14 protein-coding genes are annotated in these 17,478 nt (G+C 67.1%); 7 read left to right on the plus strand and 7 right to left on the minus strand.

Annotated elements, in window-relative coordinates; all coding sequences use genetic code 11:
• Nucleotides 1–38 precede the first annotated feature (38 nt).
• The 3 genes from grpE (at nucleotide 39) to dnaJ (ending at nucleotide 3,971) form a co-directional block, all read left to right on the plus strand.
• The gene (gene grpE, locus QP552_RS08415) at nucleotides 39–554 is read left to right on the plus strand and encodes a nucleotide exchange factor GrpE (protein WP_049429553.1); all 516 of its coding nucleotides are present in this window, start codon (nucleotides 39–41) and stop codon (nucleotides 552–554) included.
• 209 nt (nucleotides 555–763) lie between these two features.
• Complete coding sequence (dnaK, locus tag QP552_RS08420; RefSeq protein ID WP_106549320.1) at nucleotides 764–2,689, plus strand: molecular chaperone DnaK; 1,926 nt, start codon at nucleotides 764–766, stop codon at nucleotides 2,687–2,689.
• A 154-nt stretch (nucleotides 2,690–2,843) separates the two neighbouring features.
• Nucleotides 2,844–3,971 carry a molecular chaperone DnaJ gene (gene dnaJ / locus QP552_RS08425; protein WP_111112060.1) on the plus strand — a complete coding sequence of 376 codons (1,128 nt, stop codon included), beginning with the start codon at nucleotides 2,844–2,846 and terminating at the stop codon, nucleotides 3,969–3,971.
• A gap of 106 nt (nucleotides 3,972–4,077) precedes the next feature.
• Here the strand turns inward: dnaJ and QP552_RS08430 are convergent, their stop codons facing one another.
• On the minus strand, nucleotides 4,078–4,875 hold the full coding sequence (locus tag QP552_RS08430) for a helix-turn-helix transcriptional regulator (RefSeq protein WP_111112061.1): 798 nt from the start codon (nucleotides 4,873–4,875) through the stop codon (nucleotides 4,078–4,080).
• A 72-nt stretch (nucleotides 4,876–4,947) separates the two neighbouring features.
• Between QP552_RS08430 and QP552_RS08435 the strand changes: the two genes are divergently transcribed.
• A complete protein-coding gene (locus QP552_RS08435; protein ID WP_286075555.1) occupies nucleotides 4,948–6,147 on the plus strand; it encodes an MFS transporter in 1,200 nt (399 codons plus the stop codon).
• Between the two features lie 224 nt (nucleotides 6,148–6,371).
• Here the strand turns inward: QP552_RS08435 and QP552_RS08440 are convergent, their stop codons facing one another.
• Nucleotides 6,372–7,286, minus strand: coding sequence for an IS110 family transposase (locus QP552_RS08440; protein WP_286074661.1), 915 nt, complete (start codon nucleotides 7,284–7,286; stop codon nucleotides 6,372–6,374).
• Between the two features lie 630 nt (nucleotides 7,287–7,916).
• Here QP552_RS08440 and pdxY point away from each other — a divergent pair.
• On the plus strand, nucleotides 7,917–8,825 hold the full coding sequence (gene pdxY / locus QP552_RS08445; RefSeq protein ID WP_286075556.1) for a pyridoxal kinase: 909 nt from the start codon (nucleotides 7,917–7,919) through the stop codon (nucleotides 8,823–8,825).
• The gene (locus QP552_RS08450) at nucleotides 8,822–9,946 is read left to right on the plus strand and encodes a prephenate dehydrogenase (RefSeq protein WP_286075557.1); all 1,125 of its coding nucleotides are present in this window, start codon (nucleotides 8,822–8,824) and stop codon (nucleotides 9,944–9,946) included. The genes pdxY and QP552_RS08450 overlap by 4 nt, the downstream gene beginning before the upstream one ends.
• Before the next feature lie 221 nt (nucleotides 9,947–10,167).
• On the opposite strand, the gene QP552_RS08455 is transcribed toward QP552_RS08450, so the two are convergent.
• The 5 genes from QP552_RS08455 to QP552_RS08475 all read right to left on the minus strand — a co-directional run bounded on the left by QP552_RS08455 (nucleotide 10,168) and on the right by QP552_RS08475 (nucleotide 14,381).
• On the minus strand, nucleotides 10,168–10,362 hold the full coding sequence (locus tag QP552_RS08455; RefSeq protein ID WP_049428506.1) for a hypothetical protein: 195 nt from the start codon (nucleotides 10,360–10,362) through the stop codon (nucleotides 10,168–10,170).
• A gap of 70 nt (nucleotides 10,363–10,432) precedes the next feature.
• Nucleotides 10,433–12,205 (minus strand): ABC transporter transmembrane domain-containing protein, encoded by a 1,773-nt coding sequence (locus QP552_RS08460; protein WP_286075558.1) that lies wholly within the window; start codon nucleotides 12,203–12,205, stop codon nucleotides 10,433–10,435.
• Entirely contained in the window at nucleotides 12,198–12,794 is a 597-nt protein-coding gene (locus tag QP552_RS08465; protein WP_286075559.1) for a YigZ family protein, read from the minus strand. Before QP552_RS08465 ends, QP552_RS08460 begins: the two co-directional genes overlap by 8 nt.
• 40 nt (nucleotides 12,795–12,834) lie before the next feature.
• Nucleotides 12,835–13,866, minus strand: a complete 1,032-nt coding sequence (locus tag QP552_RS08470; RefSeq protein WP_286075560.1) for a hypothetical protein — start codon at nucleotides 13,864–13,866, stop codon at nucleotides 12,835–12,837.
• Nucleotides 13,863–14,381, minus strand: coding sequence for an RNA polymerase sigma factor (locus tag QP552_RS08475; RefSeq protein WP_238378638.1), 519 nt, complete (start codon nucleotides 14,379–14,381; stop codon nucleotides 13,863–13,865). Before QP552_RS08475 ends, QP552_RS08470 begins: the two co-directional genes overlap by 4 nt.
• A gap of 292 nt (nucleotides 14,382–14,673) precedes the next feature.
• On the opposite strand from QP552_RS08475, the gene QP552_RS08480 reads away from it, so the two are divergent.
• Nucleotides 14,674–17,472, plus strand: coding sequence for a GGDEF domain-containing protein (locus QP552_RS08480; protein ID WP_286075918.1), 2,799 nt, complete (start codon nucleotides 14,674–14,676; stop codon nucleotides 17,470–17,472).
• Nucleotides 17,473–17,478: the final 6 nt, after the last annotated feature.

A 17,478-nucleotide genomic window follows, 5' to 3' on the forward strand; every position in this document is an offset into this window, starting at 1 on the left:
GTGGGTGGAGGCGGAGATTGACCGCCAGGGACCCAGACATGAACCACGAACATCCAGATATCGAATCCCAGCAGAGTGCCGCTGATGCGGCTGCCGCCGCCGGCGTCAACGACGAAGTGGAGCGCCTGCGCGCCGAAGTCGAGCAGATCAAGGCCGATGCGCTGCGTGAGCGCGCCGACCTGGAGAACCAGCGCAAGCGCGTGGCCCGTGACATCGAGCAGGCCCGCAAGTTCGCCAACGAGAAGCTGCTGGGCGAGCTGCTGCCGGTGTTCGACAGCCTGGATGCCGGCCTGAAGGCCGCCGGCGACGACCCGCACCCGCTGCGCGAGGGCCTGGAGCTGACCTACAAGCAGCTGCTGAAAGTCGCCGCCGACAACGGCCTGGTGCTGCTGGACCCGATCGGCCAGCCGTTCAACCCGGAACACCACCAGGCCATCAGCCAGGTGCCGACCCCGGGTGCTGCCCCGGGCAGCGTGGTGACCGTGTTCCAGAAGGGCTACCTGCTCAACGAGCGCCTGCTGCGGCCGGCGCTGGTGGTGGTGGCCGCCGACTGATTGCCACGTGGGGCAAGGCCGCCGGGCATGGCCCGGCGCTACCTGGCCCCGATCGGCATCGTCGGGCTATGACCGGCGAAGGTTTTCCAGGCGCTGAACACAGCGTTCGGGAGATGGCTTGAATGTTCCACGAGCCTCCCCCACATCGTATTCATCCACCGGCCGAACGGCCGGACTGACCCCAACAAGCATCCTCAGGAGTCTCCCCCATGGGCAAGATCATTGGTATCGACCTCGGCACCACCAACTCGTGCGTGGCGATCATGGACGGCGGCAAGGCCCGCGTCATCGAGAATTCGGAAGGCGATCGCACCACCCCGTCGATCGTCGCCTACACCAAGGACGGCGAAGTCCTGGTCGGCGCCTCGGCCAAGCGCCAGGCCGTGACCAACCCGAAGAACACCTTCTACGCGGTGAAGCGCCTGATCGGCCGCAAGTTCACCGACGCCGAAGTGCAGAAGGACATCGCGCACGTCCCCTACAGCATCCTCGCCCATGACAATGGCGATGCCTGGGTGGCCACCAGCGACGGCAAGAAGATGGCCCCGCAGGAAATCTCGGCCAAGGTGCTGGAAAAGATGAAGAAGACCGCCGAGGACTTCCTCGGTGAGAAGGTCACCGAAGCGGTCATCACCGTGCCGGCCTACTTCAACGACAGCCAGCGCCAGGCGACCAAGGACGCCGGCCGCATCGCCGGCCTGGACGTCAAGCGCATCATCAACGAGCCGACCGCGGCCGCGCTGGCCTATGGCCTGGACAAGGGCGACAACAAGGATCGCAAGATCGTGGTGTACGACCTGGGCGGCGGCACCTTCGACGTCTCGGTGATCGAGATCGCCAACGTCGACGGCGAGAAGCAGTTCGAAGTGCTGGCCACCAACGGCGACACCTTCCTGGGCGGCGAAGACTTCGACAACCGCGTCATCGAGTACCTGGTTGAAGAGTTCAACAAGGACCAGGGCATCGACCTGCGCAAGGATCCGCTGGCCCTGCAGCGCCTGAAGGACGCTGCCGAGCGCGCCAAGATCGAGCTGTCCAGCGCCCAGCAGACCGAAGTGAACCTGCCGTACGTCACCGCAGACGCGTCGGGTCCGAAGCACCTGAACATCAAGCTGACCCGCGCCAAGCTGGAAGCGCTGGTGGAAGACCTGATCAAGAAGTCGATCGAGCCGTGCCGCGTCGCCCTGAACGATGCCGGCCTGCGCTCGAGCGACATCAGCGAAGTGATCCTGGTCGGTGGCCAGACCCGCATGCCGAAGGTGCAGCAGGCGGTGACCGAGTTCTTCGGCAAGGAACCGCGCAAGGACGTCAACCCGGACGAAGCCGTGGCACTGGGTGCGGCGATCCAGGGTGGCGTGCTGGGTGGCGACGTCAAGGACGTGCTGCTGCTGGACGTGACCCCGCTGTCGCTGGGCATCGAGACCATGGGTGGCGTGTTCACCAAGATCATCGAGAAGAACACCACCATCCCGACCAAGGCCTCGCAGGTGTTCTCCACCGCCGAGGACAACCAGTCGGCCGTGACCGTGCACGTGCTGCAGGGTGAGCGCGAACAGGCCCGCTTCAACAAGTCGCTGGCCAAGTTCGACCTGTCCGGCATCGAGCCGGCCCCGCGTGGCCTGCCGCAGGTGGAAGTGTCCTTCGACATCGACGCCAACGGCATCCTGCACGTGTCGGCCAAGGACAAGAAGACCAACAAGGAACAGAAGGTCGAGATCAAGGCCGGTTCGGGCCTGTCCGAGGAAGAGATCGCGCGCATGGTCGCCGACGCGGAAGCCAACCGCGAGGAAGACAAGAAGTTCCAGGAGCTGGTGCAGGCCCGCAACCAGGCCGACGCCCTGATCCATGGCACCCGCAGCGCCATCACCGAGCACGGCAGCAAGGTCGGCGGCGATGTCATCGGCAAGGTCGAGGCGGCGCTGGCCGACCTGGAAACCGCGATGAAGGGTGACGACAAGGCACAGATCGAAGCCAAGTCGAAGGTGCTGGAAGAAGCGGGCCAGTCGCTGTTCGCCGCTGCTTCGGCCGACCAGGGCGGTGCTGCCCCGGGTGCCGACGCCGGCAACGCAGGCAAGGCGCAGGATGACGTGGTCGACGCCGAGTTCACCGAAGTCAAGGACGACAAGAAGTCCTGATCCGGACCGACACGGGACGCTGGCCACCAGCGTCCCGTTGTCGCATCAGGGTCCTGACCGCCCACCGGCGTGTCGGGGCGCCCGACGCAAGAGCGGACCTGGTTCCGCTCTTCCGCTTTGACGAATCCCGACTTTCCGGAACCAGATTCACGATATGAGCAAGCGCGATTACTACGAAGTGCTGGGCGTTGCCCGCACCGCCACCGACGACGAGCTGAAGAAGGCGTACCGTCGCTGTGCGATGAAGTTCCACCCGGACCGCAACCCGGGTGATGCGGCGGCCGAAGCCTCCTTCAAGGAGTGCAAGGAAGCCTACGAAGTACTGTCCGACGGCAACAAGCGCCGCATGTACGACAGCCACGGCCACGCCGCGTTCGAGCACGGCATGGGCGGTGGCGGCGGTCCGGGCGGCCCGGACATGAACGATATCTTTGGCGATATCTTCGGCAACATCTTTGGTGGCGGCGGCGGTGGTCCGCGCCAGGCCCGTCGCGGTGCCGATATCGGCTACGTGATGGAGCTGGACCTGGAAGAGGCCGTGCGCGGCGTCGAGCGCCGCATCGAGATTCCGACCCTGGCCGAGTGCGGCGACTGCGATGGCAGTGGCTCGGAAGACGGCAAGGTCGAGACCTGCAACGTCTGCCATGGCCGTGGCCAGGTGCGCATCCAGCGCGGCATCTTCGCCATGCAGCAGGCCTGCCACAACTGCGGCGGCCGTGGCCAGATCATCGCCAAGCCCTGCAAGACCTGCCATGGCAACGGCCGTGTCGAGGAAGACAAGGTGCTGTCGGTGAAGGTGCCGGCCGGCGTCGATACCGGCGACCGCATCCGCCTGCAGGGCGAGGGCGAGGCCGGCCCGGCCGGTACGCCGCCGGGTGACCTGTACGTGGAAGTGCGCGTGCGCGAGCATGCCATCTTCCAGCGCGATGGCGACGACCTGCACTGCGAAGTGCCGATCCGCATCTCGCAGGCAGCACTCGGCGACACCGTGCGCGTGGCCACCCTGGGCGGCGAAGCGGAGATCCGTATCCCGGCCGAGACCCAGACCGGCAAGCTGTTCCGCCTGCGGGGCAAGGGCGTGCGTTCGGTGCGCAGCCGCAGCGAAGGCGACCTGTACTGCCGCGTGGTGGTGGAGACCCCGGTCAACCTCACCAACGACCAGCGCAAGCTGCTGGAGCAGTTCGAAGCCACCTTCGTCGGCGAGGAAGCGCGCAAGCATTCGCCGAAGTCGGCCACCTTCATGGATGGCGTGAAGGGCTTCTGGGACCGGATGACGTCCTGAGTTTTCAACGCAAGCGTTGAACGGTAGCGCCGGGCCATGCCCGGCGTTTTCGTATGCGGGCGCGGCTGCATTCCGCCGGGCATGGCCCGGCGCTACCGGGAAATGCTCACCGGAAAAACGCCGCCGGCGTCTGCCCCAGCTGCCGTTTGAACATGCTGGTGAACGCACTCGGGCTGTCATACCCCATCGCCAGCGCAACATCGATGACCTTGTCGCCGACCGCCAGCCGCTCCAATGCGGCCAGCAGCCGTGCCTGCTGCCGCCACTGCCCGAAGGTCATGCCCAGTTCGCCGGCGAAATGCCGCTGGATGGTTTTCACGTCCACCTCCAGCGCCTGCGCCCAGTCCTGCAACGTGGCGTCGTCACCCGGATGCTTCTGCAGGTGCTGGCAGATCCGCCGCAGGCGCGGGTCGGTCGGGGCGGGCAGGTGCAGCGGCAGCACGTCCATGCGATGCAGTTCGTCCAGCAGCAGGCGCACCACGCGGCCATCGCGGCTGTCTTCGATGTGCTCGCCCTTGATTAGGGTGGCTGCCTGCAGCAGTTCGCGCAGCAGCGGTGCCACCTGTACCGCGAACGGTTCGGCTGGCAACTGCGGGGCGAACGATGGATCGATGTACAGGCTGCGCATGTGCACGGCGGCGATGCAGTCCACCGCGTGCACCATGCCCGCCGGCATCCAGATCGCGCGGGTCGAGGGCACGACCCAGCGACCCACTTCCGAGCGCACCACCATCAGCCCGGAGATGGCGTAGACCAGCTGGTGGCGCTGGTGCTTGTGCCCGGCGATATGGGTGCCGGCCGGGTATTGGGTAACCCGGTAGGTGACAGGGCGATGCAGCGGCACCTCCCGCCACGGTGCGGCCGGATCGACATCGCTGGCAATGTCCTTTTTGCGATAGGGCATGACCCGAACGCGGCAGAAGGGAAGAGGGCGCAACCGTAGCATGCGTGGCTCGCCCCCAACCTGACTGCGTCCATGTCCGCCTTGGCTTCCCCCGCAACACCCTCACGCCCGGTGGCTCCCGGCGTGCTGGCCGCCATTTCCACCTCGCATGTCGTCAACGACATGATGCAGTCGCTGATCCTGGCGATCTATCCGGTGATCAAGGGCGGCTTCAACCTGAGCTTCACCCAGATCGGCCTGATCACGCTGACCTACCAGCTCACCGCTTCGATCTTCCAGCCGCTGATTGGTGCGGCCACCGACCGTCGCCCGGCGCCGTACTCGCTGCCGATCGGCATGGCCTCGACCCTGTGCGGCATGCTGCTGCTCGGCTTCGCACCGAACTACGCGGTGGTGCTGATGGCCGCGGCGATGGTCGGCATCGGTTCGGCGATCTTTCATCCGGAAGCTTCGCGCATCGCCCGGCTGGCCTCGGGCGGCCGGCACGGTTTCGCGCAGTCGGTGTTCCAGGTCGGCGGCAATTTCGGCACTGCGCTTGGCCCGTTGATCGCCGCCGCGGTGATCGTGCCGTATGGCCAGCACGCAGCATCGTGGTTTGCCGGCGCCGCGCTGATCGGCATTGCGCTGCTGACCTATGTCGGCCGCTGGTACGCGCTGCACCTGGGCACCCCGCGCACGGCCAGCACCGCCTCGATGGCTCCACGCCATCCGCCGCGCACCGTGGCCAAGGTGCTGGCGATCCTGCTGGTGCTGATCTTCAGCAAGTACTTCTACATGGCCAGCATCGGCAGCTACTTCACCTTCTACCTGATCCACCACTTCGGCATTCCGGTTGCACAGGCGCAGCTGCACCTGTTCGCGTTCCTGGTGGCGTCGGCCGCTGGCGGCTTCCTGGGTGGTCCGCTGGGTGATCGCATTGGCCGTAAGCCGATCATCTGGACCTCGATCCTGGGCGTGGCGCCGTTCGCGCTGATGCTGCCGCATGCGGATCTGTTCTGGACCACGGTGCTGGCGGTGCTGATCGGTTTCGTGCTGTCCTCGGCGTTCTCGGCGATCGTGGTGTACGCACAGGAAATGATGCCGCACCGCATCGGCATGGTCTCCGGCCTGTTCTTCGGATTCGCCTTCGGTATGGGCGGCCTGGGTGCTGCCGTGCTCGGCCTGCTGGCGGACAAGACCAGCATCGAGTACGTGTACCACCTGACCGCGTTCCTGCCGTTGCTGGGCATCGTGGCGGCGTGGCTGCCGCCGTCGCGGCCTGCAGTTCACTGAGGGAGGCTGGGTTTGCAGGGCTTGCAGCCCTGCACCTGCTGAATCAACGTCAACGTCAAAAGCGGGTTTCCTGTGGGTAGGCGGGGCGGTGTCGGATTGCGGGGACGCCGCAAGTACGTCCTTGTAGCAACTGTGTTGCCGGGGAGGCCTGGCCCTCTCCGGCAGACAGGCACGGTAGTGCCGGCCGCTGGCCGGCAGTCTCTGGGGGAACGCCGCAACTGTCCTTAGGCAGGGACCGGTCCGCTTCGGGCGTCGCGTACGCGGGCGTTGAGAATCACCAGCATCTTGCGCATTACCGCCACGATGGCCACTTTTCCTTCCTTGCCGCGAGCCCGCAGCGACTGGTAGAAATCGCGCAGTCGAGGTTCATGCCGCATGGCCGACATGGCGGCCATGTAAAGCACTTGGCGGATCTCGGCCCTGCCACCGTGGATGCTTCGTTTGCCGCGCATGGTCCCGCTGTCGTGGGACATGGGTGCTACACCGACCAGGCTGGCGATGGCCTTGCCGCTGATCTTCCCCAACTCGGGAGGATAGCTTGCCAATACCGCCTGCAGGCCAGAGCCAACGCCTTTCATCGACTTCAGGACAGCCAGTTGAGGCTGATGGGCAACCTGCTCGGCAATTTGCTTTCCCAGACGTTCAACCAGCGTCTGCAAGCGGGTGATGTTGGCCTGCAGTAGCCGGCGCAATTCACGATCACCGACCATTTCCTGCTGCTGCCGCGCGATGGTCAGCGCGTGCATCGCCTGTCGACGTGCCCGCACGAATTCCCGCATTTTCTGCTGCCAAGGCTCCAGCGGTTGGTAGGCGGGCAGTTTCACCAAGGCTGCCATCTGCGCCAATGCATAGGCATCCAACCGGTCGGTCTTGGCCATCTGGCCCATCCCCTGGGCCAGCCTGCGGGCCCGCAGGGCATTGGCGCGGACCACCGGATGGCCCGCTGCGTGCAGAAAATCCAGCACCGGCCGCTCGTAGCCGCCGGTGGCTTCCAGCACGATCTGGCTGACCGGACGCTTCTTCAGCCAATCATCCAACTCAGAAAAGCCGGAGCGGCTATTCCAGACCTGCAGGGTCTCTCCGTCCGTCGTGCCGACATCCAGTTGGCGCTTGCTGACATCAATCCCGATCCCGTTCATTACCGGACTCCGTATAGTCTGGAAGGGTCGAGAGCTCCCCCGCTTGCCCAGTCTTATCACTGCGAGTGTCAGCTCCAGCAACTGTTCGGGCGGATCAAGGGAGATTCCGGCGTGGGCGCCAAGCTACATGGCGATCGTCGAGATCCAGGCTTGTACGGCGGCCCACGCCGGCTCTCGGCACCTACGCTGCCAGATTCCGATCAGATAAGGCTCGGTCGCCGCATCCATGCGGCTCACGCCCCCGCAACCGGACCCACCCCGCCTTCGACGGTTTTCCGCGATCTGTTGGGACAACTCGCGGGGTCGGATCTGTTTTCCTTCGGAAAACGGATCCGACCCCATTTTTGTGTATCGATATCTGACAGATTTCATCCACGCATGGCGTGGATCTACTGGCCGCCGGCCAACTGTCGAAGGCGGGGCGGTGTGGGTGGGCAGGACCGTTGGCGCCATGGATGGCGCCATCGAGCCCCCATGGATGGGTTTACGGCGTGTCCTGACCGCCCACACCGCCCCGGCAACTCACGGAATGCCGCTTCGGCTTCGGCCGTTGCCGTTGCCGTTGCCGTTGCATTGAGCGGGTGCAGGGCGCAGCCCTGCCGAACCCCTCCCCGGGCGTAGAATGCGGTCATGAGCGAATCCCTTGATAACCACCTGGTCCACGGCCGCCGCCAGCGGCCAGACGGTCCGTCGCCGATCGATGTCATCTCGGTCCAGTCGCAACTCGTCTACGGCCACGCCGGCAACAGCGCCGCCGTGCCGCCCATGCGCGCACTTGGCGTGCGCGTCGCGGAAATCCCGACCGTGCTGCTCAGCAATGCGCCGTTCTACGACACCACCCGCGGCCGCGTACTGCCCGCTGACTGGTTCGCCGACCTGCTGCTGGGCACCCGCGAACGTGGCCTGCCGCAGCGGGCGAAAATGCTCGTCTCGGGATACTTCGGCAGTACCGCCAATGGTGCTGCCTTCGCCGACTGGCTGGACGAGATCCTGCCGGCCTGCCCGCAGCTGCGCTACTGCCTCGACCCCGTCATCGGCGACACCCACACCGGCCCCTATGTGGAGCCAGGCCTGGAAGCGATCTTCGCCGAGCGCCTGTTGCCGCATGCCTGGCTGGTCACGCCGAATGCTTTCGAACTCAATCGCCTCACCGGCATGCCGGCGTTGGCCGAAGCCGATGCCATCGCCGCCGCACGCACGCTGCTGGACCGTGGCCCGCACTGGGTGATCGCGCATAGCGTCGGCGGCAACCCGGGGGAACTGGTGACTCTGGCCGTCGGCCGCGAGGAAACCTGGCGCTGGACCTCACCGCTGCTGCCGGTGGACGTGGCCGGCACCGGCGACGTGCTGATGTCGCTGGTGGTGTCGTTCCTGCTGCGCGGTGAATCGATGCAGCAGGCGATCTCGCGTGCGATCGCCGGTACCCATGCAGCGTTGGAAGCGACTCTGGACAACGGCTTCGAAGAGTTCGACGTGATCGTCGCAGCACCCGCTGCCCTGGCCGGTGGCGCACGCTTCCGCGCCGAACGCGTGGCATGAGCGGCCTGCTCGAACGCACGCCGCGCACGGTCGGCATCGTCGGAAGTGCAGGCGCCTACGGGCGCTGGCTGACCCGCTTCTTCCAGCAGCACATGCAGCTGCAGGTGATCGGCCATGATCCGGCGGATCCGCAATCGCATACGCCGGAGCAGTTGCTGGCCCAGGCCGACGTGCTGGTGTTCTCGGCGCCGATCCGGCATACGCCCGCATTGATCGCCGAGTACGTGCGGCAGTCCGCAGGCCGCGAACGCGATCGCCTGTGGCTGGACGTGACCTCGGTGAAGGAGGCGCCGGTGCAGGCGATGCTGGCCTCGCAGGCCGAAGTGGTCGGGCTGCACCCGATGACCGCGCCGCCCAAGGCACCCACCCTGAAGGGCCGGGTGATGGTGATCTGCGAAGCACGGCTGCAGCACTGGCAACCCTGGGTCGATGCGTTGTGCACGGCGCTGCAGGCCGAGTGCGTGCGCGCAACCCCGCAGCACCACGACCAGATGATGGCGCTGGTGCAGGCGATGGTGCACGCCACCCATCTGGCCCAGGCCGGCGTGCTGCGCCAGTACCAGCCGCAGCTGGGCGACCTGGCCGCGATGATGCCGTACCGTTCAGCGTCGTTCGAACTGGATACGGCGATCATCTCGCGCATCCTGTCGTTGAACCCGGCGATCTACGAAGACATCCAGTTCGGCAACCCGTATGTGGCGCCGATGCTGGAGCGCTTGGTCGCCCAGCTGCAGGCCCTGCAGGCCCAGGTCGGGCAGGGCGACGACAATGCGCGTGGTGCATTCCGTGAGCAGCTGCTGTCGGCCAATCGCAGTGCGTTCGGCGAGCAGGCGCTGGCCGAGGGCAACTACACCTTCGAACGCGTGGGCTATCTGCTGGCAGACCTGACCGAGCGCAACGCGCTGTCGGTGCACCTGCCCGAAGACCGGCCGGGTTCGCTGCGTGAACTGCTGAACGTGTTCGAGCAGCACCGCATCAGCCTGGCCTCGATCCACTCCTCGCGTACGCCCGGCGGCGAAGTCCATTTCCGCATCGGTTTCGTTGCGGGCAGCAATCCTGCAGCGATCACCCTGGCGGCGGCCGAGGTGGACGCCAGCGGCATCGGACGCGTGCTCGGCTGAGCGCATTCATCCACAGGCGGTGTGGATGATTCCTGAGCAAACATGTGGATAACCGCGCGCAGCCCTTGGCAGCCAAGGCTGTCAAGATGGTTGATCAAAAATTGACCACACTTTTTTGTAGAGCCGGGCCATGCTCGGCTGCTTTCGGCCAAGGCGCGTGTCGACCAAGGTCGACACCCACCAGAACGGATCCGGTAGCGCCGGGCCATGCCCGGCGTACCTCAGATCGTCAGCCTCAGCTCACCACCGCTGGTGGTGAATTCGCGGCCATTGCGCACCAGCAAGCGACCATCGTCGAGCTCGTAGCGGGGCGTGGCTTCGGAGTGGTGCCCGCTGCCGTTCGCCTCGGGCTTGAACTCGATGATGATGTGGCTTTCACCATGGCTGTCGACGGCGGGAAACTGACGGAACGACATCGTGCACCTCCTTCAGCGGATGCTGTTGATGCGGTGCCAGCTTCACTCCGCCGATGTTAGCCGGCCGTCATCAATCGATGAACTGCAGTCGTGCCAGTTCAGCGTACAGGCCGCCTTCGGCAAGCAGCTGTGCGTGCGTACCTTCCGCCACGATGCGGCCCTGGTCCATCACCACGATGCGGTCGGCCTTGAGCACGGTGGCCAGGCGGTGCGCGATCACCAGCGTGGTACGGCCAGCCATCAAGCGCTCCAGGGCCTGCTGCACGCCATGCTCGCTCTGTGCGTCCAGCGCGCTGGTGGCTTCGTCCAGCAACAGGATCGGTGCGTCCTTCAGCAATGCGCGGGCAATTGCCACGCGCTGCTGCTGGCCGCCGGACAGGCGCGCGCCGCGCTCGCCCAGCTCACTGTCATAGCCCTGCGGCAACGCACGCAGGAAACCATCCGCCTCGGCGGCGCGTGCGGCAGCCTCGACCTCGCTGTCGCTGGCCTGCAGGCGGCCATAGCGGATGTTGTCACGCGCACTGGCAGCAAACAGCGTCGGCTGCTGCGGCACCAGCGCCAACTGTCCACGCAGCTCGGCCGGGTCGACCTGGCGCACGTCGATGCCATCCACCCAGATGCGGCCCTCCGCCGGATCGTGGAAACGCAGCAGCATCGACAGCACCGTGCTCTTGCCCGCGCCCGACGGGCCGACCAGGGCCACGGTCTCGCCCGGGCGCACGTGCAGGTTGAAGTGGTCCAGCGCGGCCTGGTCCGGTCGCTGCGGGTAATGGAACACCACGTCGTCGAACTGGATCTCGCCACGCAGTGGCTGCGGCAGCAGGTGCGGCTGCGCCGGCGCGCGGATCTCGATGTCTTCCTGCAGCAGTTCGCCGATGCGGCCCATGCCGCCGGCCGCGCGCTGCAGTTCGTTCCAGACTTCGGCCAACGCACCAACCGAGCCACCGCCGATCAGTGCGTACAGCACGAACTGGCCCAGGGTGCCTGCGCTGAGGCGGCCGTCGATGACATCGTGCGCACCCAGCCACAGCACGCCGACGATGGCGCCGAACACCAGCAGGATGGCGCTGGCGGTGACCAGCGACTGCGCACCGATGCGGCGGCGGGCGGCCTTGATGGCATCGCCCAGTGCGTGGTCGAAGCGGCCGCGCTCGTAGGGTTCGCGTGCGTGTGCCTGCACCGTCCGTACCGCACCGAGGGTCTCGCTGGCCAGGCTGTTGGCATCGGCGATGCGGTCCTGGCTGCTGCGCGCGACGGTGCGCAGCTTGCGCGCACCGATGATGATCGGCAGTACCGCAAGCGGAATGCCCAGCAGCGACCACGCCGCCAGCCGTGGGCTGGTGACGAACAGCATCGCCAGGCTGCCGACCACCGTGACGCTGCTGCGCAATGCCACCGACATGGTCGAGCCGACCACGCTGCGCAGCAGTTCACTGTCGGCGGTCAGGCGCGAGACCAGCTCACCGCTGCGGCTGCGGTCATGGAATCCGGCACCGAGCTGGATCAGGTGTGCATACAGGCGGCTGCGCAGGTCAGCAACGACCTTTTCGCCCAGCAGCGACACGAAGTAGAAGCGCGCGGCAGTGGCCAGGGCCAGCACCACGGCCACCAGCATCAGCAGGGCGAAGGCGCGGTTGATCTGGCCTCCGCTGCTGAAGCCATGGTCGATCATCTGCTTGACCGCCGGCGGCAGGCTCAGCGTGGCTGCCGAAGACACCGCCAGGGCCAGCAGCCAGGCGGTGAACAGGCCACTGTGGCGGCGCACGAACGGCCATAGCGTGCGCAGGCTGCCGAGGCGGCGCAGCGGCGGGGGCGAGGCGGGGGCGCCGTCCTTGTCAGTCATCCTGGTGGTCGTCTTCTATGCGGATACGGTCACGAGTGGCGTCGCGCAGGCGGATTTTCAATGCGTCGACCTGATCGGCCGGCAATTCGACCCGCAGGCACACCCCGTTCGCGTCGAACTGTTCATCGCGCTTCTCCGCGCCGAATGCCGGCAGGGCCGCATGCAGGGTGCCCAGGTCTTCGAAGCCGGCCTGCAGCTGCAGCCGTGCCATGGCAACCAGCGCCCGTCGCGGCGCAGTGCGCAGGCATTCGGCGGCGGCGCCGCCGTACGCCCGGACCAGGCCGCCGGCACCGAGCTTGATGCCACCGAACCAGCGCGTCACCACCACCATCACCCGATCGAAGCCCTGGCCGTCGATCGCGGCCAGGATCGGCCGCCCGGCGGTGCCTGCCGGCTCACCATCATCGCTGGAGCGGTAGTCCTGGCCATGCCGGTAGGCCCAGCAGTTGTGCGTGGCGTCGGCCACGGCAACCTGTTGCAGGAACGCCAGCGCTGCGGGGGCGCCGTCGATCGGCGCGGCATGGGCGATGAAGCGGCTGTGTTTGATTTCCAGCGTGTGGCTGACGGGCTGGGCGAGGGTATCGAGCATTCCCGCCATTCTACGGTGTTGCCGGGTACCCCCGTCCGTTTCAGTCGTCCAGCAGCGGGCGCAGGTCGCGCGGCAGGCGCGCTTCCGGATACTGCTGGATGTAGCGTTCCAGGCTGGCACGGGCGAGGTCGCGCTGGTCCTGGTCACGGCGCTCGCGGATCTTCTGCAGCCATTGCCGGCGTGGCAGGCGCGCGTCGGCGTCTACTTCGGCCTGCACCGTGTCCGCACTCAGTCCGGCTTCGCTGCTGCGACGCATGACGCCGGGTGCCGAGCGGTTGGTGGCAACGCGCTTGCTCGAAGTGACCTGGACCCGATCGAGTGCCGGAGCCGGTTCGGCGTCGGCTGTGCTGGCTGCGACTGGCGCAGCGCTGCGCGCCTGCATGGCGCCGACCGGAGCCGGTGCGGATGCTGGAGCGGGTGCTGGAGCGGGTGCGGCGTAGGCAACCGGTGGCGCCGCCGCCGGCGGAGGTGGTGGCAACGCCACGAAGGCGGTATCGGCGACAGGCTCTGCGACGCGTGCGCGTGCCGCCTCTGCCTTCGCCGAGGCGGGGGCCGGCGCTTCAGCAGGCGCTGCCGGGGCTGGCACCGGGGCGCGGGCGAGGGCGGGTGCCGGAGCGGCAATGGGCGTCGCCTCGGAAGCGGCGGGGGGCATCGCCTGGGGTGCGGCGAATGGCGCCGCCTCTGGCGCGGGCGGAGCCGGAGCCATCGCAGTCTCGGCCGCATTGCCTTCGGCGGCCTGGTCGGCCACGGCGTCGTCAGCGGCAGGCGCGGCGGCGACCTGCGCTTCGCCGGCCGGAATCGGCGGCGGTTCCGGTCGCAGCTGCCAGGCGATGCCGATGGCGAACACCATCGAGGCGGCGATGCCGAACACTGCCGGCCAGCGTGGGCGTGCTTGCCGTGCGCGCGGTGCGTCCGCAGGGGCAACGGTGCCAGCGGCCGGAGCATCCACGGCGGCACGCGCCGCGGCCAGGATGGCAGCATCCAGCGCGGGCGGCGGTGCCTGCTCGGTGCGACGGCCGAGCAGCCGGGCCAGCTCGCGTTCTTCCGGCGTCAGGGGTTCGTCTCGGTTCATGCGTTCAGTCCCGCACGCAGCTTGTCCATCGCATAGCGCAGCCGCGATTTCACTGTCTCCCGGCCCACGCCGGTGATCTGGCCGATCTCCTCCAGGCTCAGTTCCTGATCCAGCCGCAGTTGCAGCACTTCGCGCTGCTCGGGCGGCAGTTGCTCCATCGCCAGCTGGATGCGGCGACGTTGTTCGAATTCAGAGAGTTCCGCTTCCGGGGTCTGCCCATCCTCGATCGCCGCCAGGCGCAGATCGGCGTCGGCTGGTGCAGCCGGGCGATGACGGGCCGCGCGCCAGTGGTCGTTCAGGCGGTTGTGGGCGATGCGGAACAGCCAGGTGCTGAACGCCGCCTCGGGTTGCCAGCCCGCGCGCGCGCTGATCACCCGCTGCCACACGTCCTGGAAGATCTCTTCGGCCAGCGCGGTATCGCGCAGTTGCCGCAGCAGGAAGCCGAACAGGCGCTTGCGGTGGCGTGCATACAGGCTTTCGAACGCGCGCAGGTCGCCACCGGCCCAGGCCAGCATCAAGGCTTCATCGGTTGGCAGTGCGCTGGCTTCCACGGCGTACAGGGTAAGGCCTGCAGGCGGTGGCGCATAGCCGGTGGCAGGGGCGGGCAGGGCGAGGTTCATGGCATGGAAGCGGCTACGGACAGCACGAAAAACGCACGAGCGCACGATTCGGGGTTTACGGGCTTCCATTGCCCCCCGGGTGGCGCGCTATGCTCGGCGGCTCAGGGGAGGCGACGCACAGACGGCGCCAAGAGATTGTCATTTGTCCACGCATGCTGAATCGGCGGAAGAGCCACCACACGAGGCCGTGTTGAGCACGGCGCTGGTGCGCGCGTTGCATGCGCTGTTGCCGGAGACGGCGGTGGTCCGCGTCGGTTGGGACGATCCGCAGCTGGGGTATGGCCAGGGGGGCTGGCCCTTGCTTGCGATCGGCAGCGCTGCGTCCGTGGAACCCGGCACCGGCGATGGCCAGCACGGCTGGGAGTATGACGGTGCGCGGCTGCTGCTGTCGGTTGCGGGCGCGGCGCCTTCACCCGCGTGGTGGGGGCTGGCCCGGCAGGCGATGGAGCTGGCCCTGCAGCGCGGCCGCCAGGCCGGCCAGATCAAGGCGCTGGAAGAAGCCGAGCGGCTCCAGCAGGCCCTGTTCCAGATCGCCGACCTGGCCGGTGCCGACCTGGAGATGGGCGAGATGCTGCGCCACGTGCACGGTGTGCTGGGCACACTGATGTACGCGGAGAACTGCTACATCGTCGAGTACGACGATGTGCGTGAACAGATCCGTTTCCTGTACTTCGCCGACCAGGTGGATGACTTCGTTGCTGATCCGTCGCAGAGCCATGACGCCAGCGAGATGCCGCGCAGCCTGACCGTGGCGCTGCTGCGGCATGGCAAGCCGCTCAGTGGCCCGTCGCGCGAACTGCTGGCGCGGGTGGTTGAACAGGAGCATGACCCGCAGCGTGGTCCGGAAAGCCTTGACTGGCTGGGCGTGCCGATGCTGCGCGATGGCCGTGTCTGCGGCGCCATCGTAGTGCAGAGCTACGAGCATGCCGCCCGTTATGGCGAGGCAGAGCGGGCCCTGCTGGGGTTTGTTGCCCAGCACGTCCAGACTGCGATGGATCGGCGCCAGGCGCAGGTCCGGCTGGAACAGCAGGTGGAGCGGCGCACGCTTGAGCTGCAGCGCGCCAACCGCAGCCTGCAGGACGAGGTGGCCGAGCGTCGCCGCGCCGAACAGCTGCAGACCGCGCTGTACAACATTGCCGAGATGGCGATGTCGGCCGACAGCCTGGCCCAGTTCTACGGCCAGGTGCATGGTGTGGTCGGGCGCCTGCTCGACGCCCGGAATTTCTACATCGCGCTGGTCAACCCGGCTGGCAACGGGCTGGACTTCGTTTATTCGGTGGACGAGCACAACGCCAGCCGCGCGCCACGGCCGTTCAGCCGCGGCCTGACTGAGTACGTGGTGCGCAACCGGCGCCCGCTGCTGGCTTCACGCGCGCAGATCGATGCGCTGCTGGCCAGCGGTGAAGTGCGCGAGTCCGGCGCACGCTCGCATTGCTGGCTGGGCGTGCCGCTGCTGCGCGACGACGAGGTGGTGGGTGCGATCGTGGTGCAGAGCTACAGCGAGAACAGCACGTTCAGCGTGCATGACCAGCGCCTGCTGATCTTTGTCGCGCAGAACATCGGTACCGGGCTGGCCCGGCAGCGCGACCAGCAACGGCTGCGTTTGGCGCACGCCGAGCTGGAAAAGCGCGTGGAAGAGCGTACCCGCGAGCTGGCCGAAGTGAACGAGAAGCTGCTCGGCCAGATCGGCGAACGCCTGCGCGCCGAGCAGCGTCTGACCCACCAGGCCATGCACGATGCGCTGACCGGCCTGCCCAACCGCCTGCATCTGCTGGATCGCCTGCAGGATGCCCTGGCACTGGCCAGGCGCGAAGGCGGGCCGGTATTTGCCGTTCTGTTCCTCGACCTTGACCGCTTCAAGCTGGTCAATGACAGCATCGGCCATGCCGCCGGTGACCGCATGCTGGTGGAAGTGGCCAAGCGCATCGTGTCGATGGCCGGTACCGAAGATGTGGTGGCACGGCTCGGCGGTGATGAGTTTGCTGTGCTGCTGCAGTGCCCGCAGGGCCTGGCGCAGGCATTGGATTTCGGCCAGCGGCTGCTGCTGGCGTTGCAGGAGTCGATGTGGATCGCCGGGCGCGAACTGTTTCCGTCCGGCAGCCTGGGCATTGCCCTGTGGAATCCGCGCTACCGCACCGGTGAAGAGCTGCTGCGCGATGCGGACGCAGCGATGTACCGGGCCAAGGCGCAGGGCCATGACCGCTGTGCGATCTTCGACGAGGACATGCGCGAAGAAGCCATGCGCAGCCTGGACCTGGAAGCCGATCTGCGCCGTGCGATCAACAACCGCGACTTCCTGCCGTTCTACCAGCCGATCGTGCGCTTGTCCGACGGTGAAGTGGTCGGTCACGAGGCGCTGCTTCGCTGGCAGCATGAGCGCCGTGGCCTGCTGCTGCCCGGTGCGTTCCTGGAACTGGGCGAAGAGAGCGGCCTGATCGAACAGGTGGACTGGCTGATCTACGAGCAGGTCATCGCGGGGCTGGCACGGGGGGGCGAAGGCTACGTCTCGGTGAACGTGTCGCCTCGGCATTTCCGCTCGGCGGAGTTCAGTGATCGCCTGTTCGGCCTGCTCGACAGCTGCGGTGCCGATCCGCGCCGGCTGCGCCTGGAAATCACCGAGGTGGCGTTGCTGGACGATGGCCCGCACACGCTGCGCATCCTGCAGGGCCTGCGCGAGCGCGGCATCCAGGTGCAGCTGGATGATTTCGGCACCGGCTTCTCCGCGTTGTCCTACCTGCATCGCTTCCCGATCAGCACGCTGAAGATCGACCAGAGCTTCATCGCCGGACTGCATGGTCCGGAAGTGCAGAGTACGCGCGCGCTGGTTGAAGGCGTGCTGTCGCTGGCGCGCACGCTGGGCATCGAAACCATCGGCGAAGGCATCGAGACCGACGCGCAGCGGCAGACCCTGCGCGAACTGGGCTGCGATTACGGCCAGGGCTACCTGCTGGGGCGGCCCGCCCCGTGGGCGACCGCGGCGGCCTGAGCCGCC

Origin of the sequence: Stenotrophomonas sp. 59 (assembly GCF_030291095.1) — a bacterium.
Lineage (GTDB): Bacteria > Pseudomonadota > Gammaproteobacteria > Xanthomonadales > Xanthomonadaceae > Stenotrophomonas > Stenotrophomonas maltophilia_Q.

Excerpts from the sequence above, each read along its gene's own strand:
- grpE (WP_049429553.1), top strand. The coding sequence starts at position 39 with ATGAACCACGAACATCCAGATATCGAATCCCAGCAGAGTGCCGCTGAT.
- dnaK (WP_106549320.1), top strand. The coding sequence starts at position 764 with ATGGGCAAGATCATTGGTATCGACCTCGGCACCACCAACTCGTGCGTG.
- dnaJ (WP_111112060.1), top strand. The coding sequence starts at position 2,844 with ATGAGCAAGCGCGATTACTACGAAGTGCTGGGCGTTGCCCGCACCGCC.
- QP552_RS08430 (WP_111112061.1), bottom strand. The coding sequence starts at position 4,875 with ATGCCCTATCGCAAAAAGGACATTGCCAGCGATGTCGATCCGGCCGCA.
- QP552_RS08435 (WP_286075555.1), top strand. The coding sequence starts at position 4,948 with ATGTCCGCCTTGGCTTCCCCCGCAACACCCTCACGCCCGGTGGCTCCC.
- QP552_RS08440 (WP_286074661.1), bottom strand. The coding sequence starts at position 7,286 with ATGAACGGGATCGGGATTGATGTCAGCAAGCGCCAACTGGATGTCGGC.
- pdxY (WP_286075556.1), top strand. The coding sequence starts at position 7,917 with ATGAGCGAATCCCTTGATAACCACCTGGTCCACGGCCGCCGCCAGCGG.
- QP552_RS08450 (WP_286075557.1), top strand. The coding sequence starts at position 8,822 with ATGAGCGGCCTGCTCGAACGCACGCCGCGCACGGTCGGCATCGTCGGA.
- QP552_RS08455 (WP_049428506.1), bottom strand. The coding sequence starts at position 10,362 with ATGTCGTTCCGTCAGTTTCCCGCCGTCGACAGCCATGGTGAAAGCCAC.
- QP552_RS08460 (WP_286075558.1), bottom strand. The coding sequence starts at position 12,205 with ATGACTGACAAGGACGGCGCCCCCGCCTCGCCCCCGCCGCTGCGCCGC.
- QP552_RS08465 (WP_286075559.1), bottom strand. The coding sequence starts at position 12,794 with ATGCTCGATACCCTCGCCCAGCCCGTCAGCCACACGCTGGAAATCAAA.
- QP552_RS08470 (WP_286075560.1), bottom strand. The coding sequence starts at position 13,866 with ATGAACCGAGACGAACCCCTGACGCCGGAAGAACGCGAGCTGGCCCGG.
- QP552_RS08475 (WP_238378638.1), bottom strand. The coding sequence starts at position 14,381 with ATGCTGGCCTGGGCCGGTGGCGACCTGCGCGCGTTCGAAAGCCTGTAT.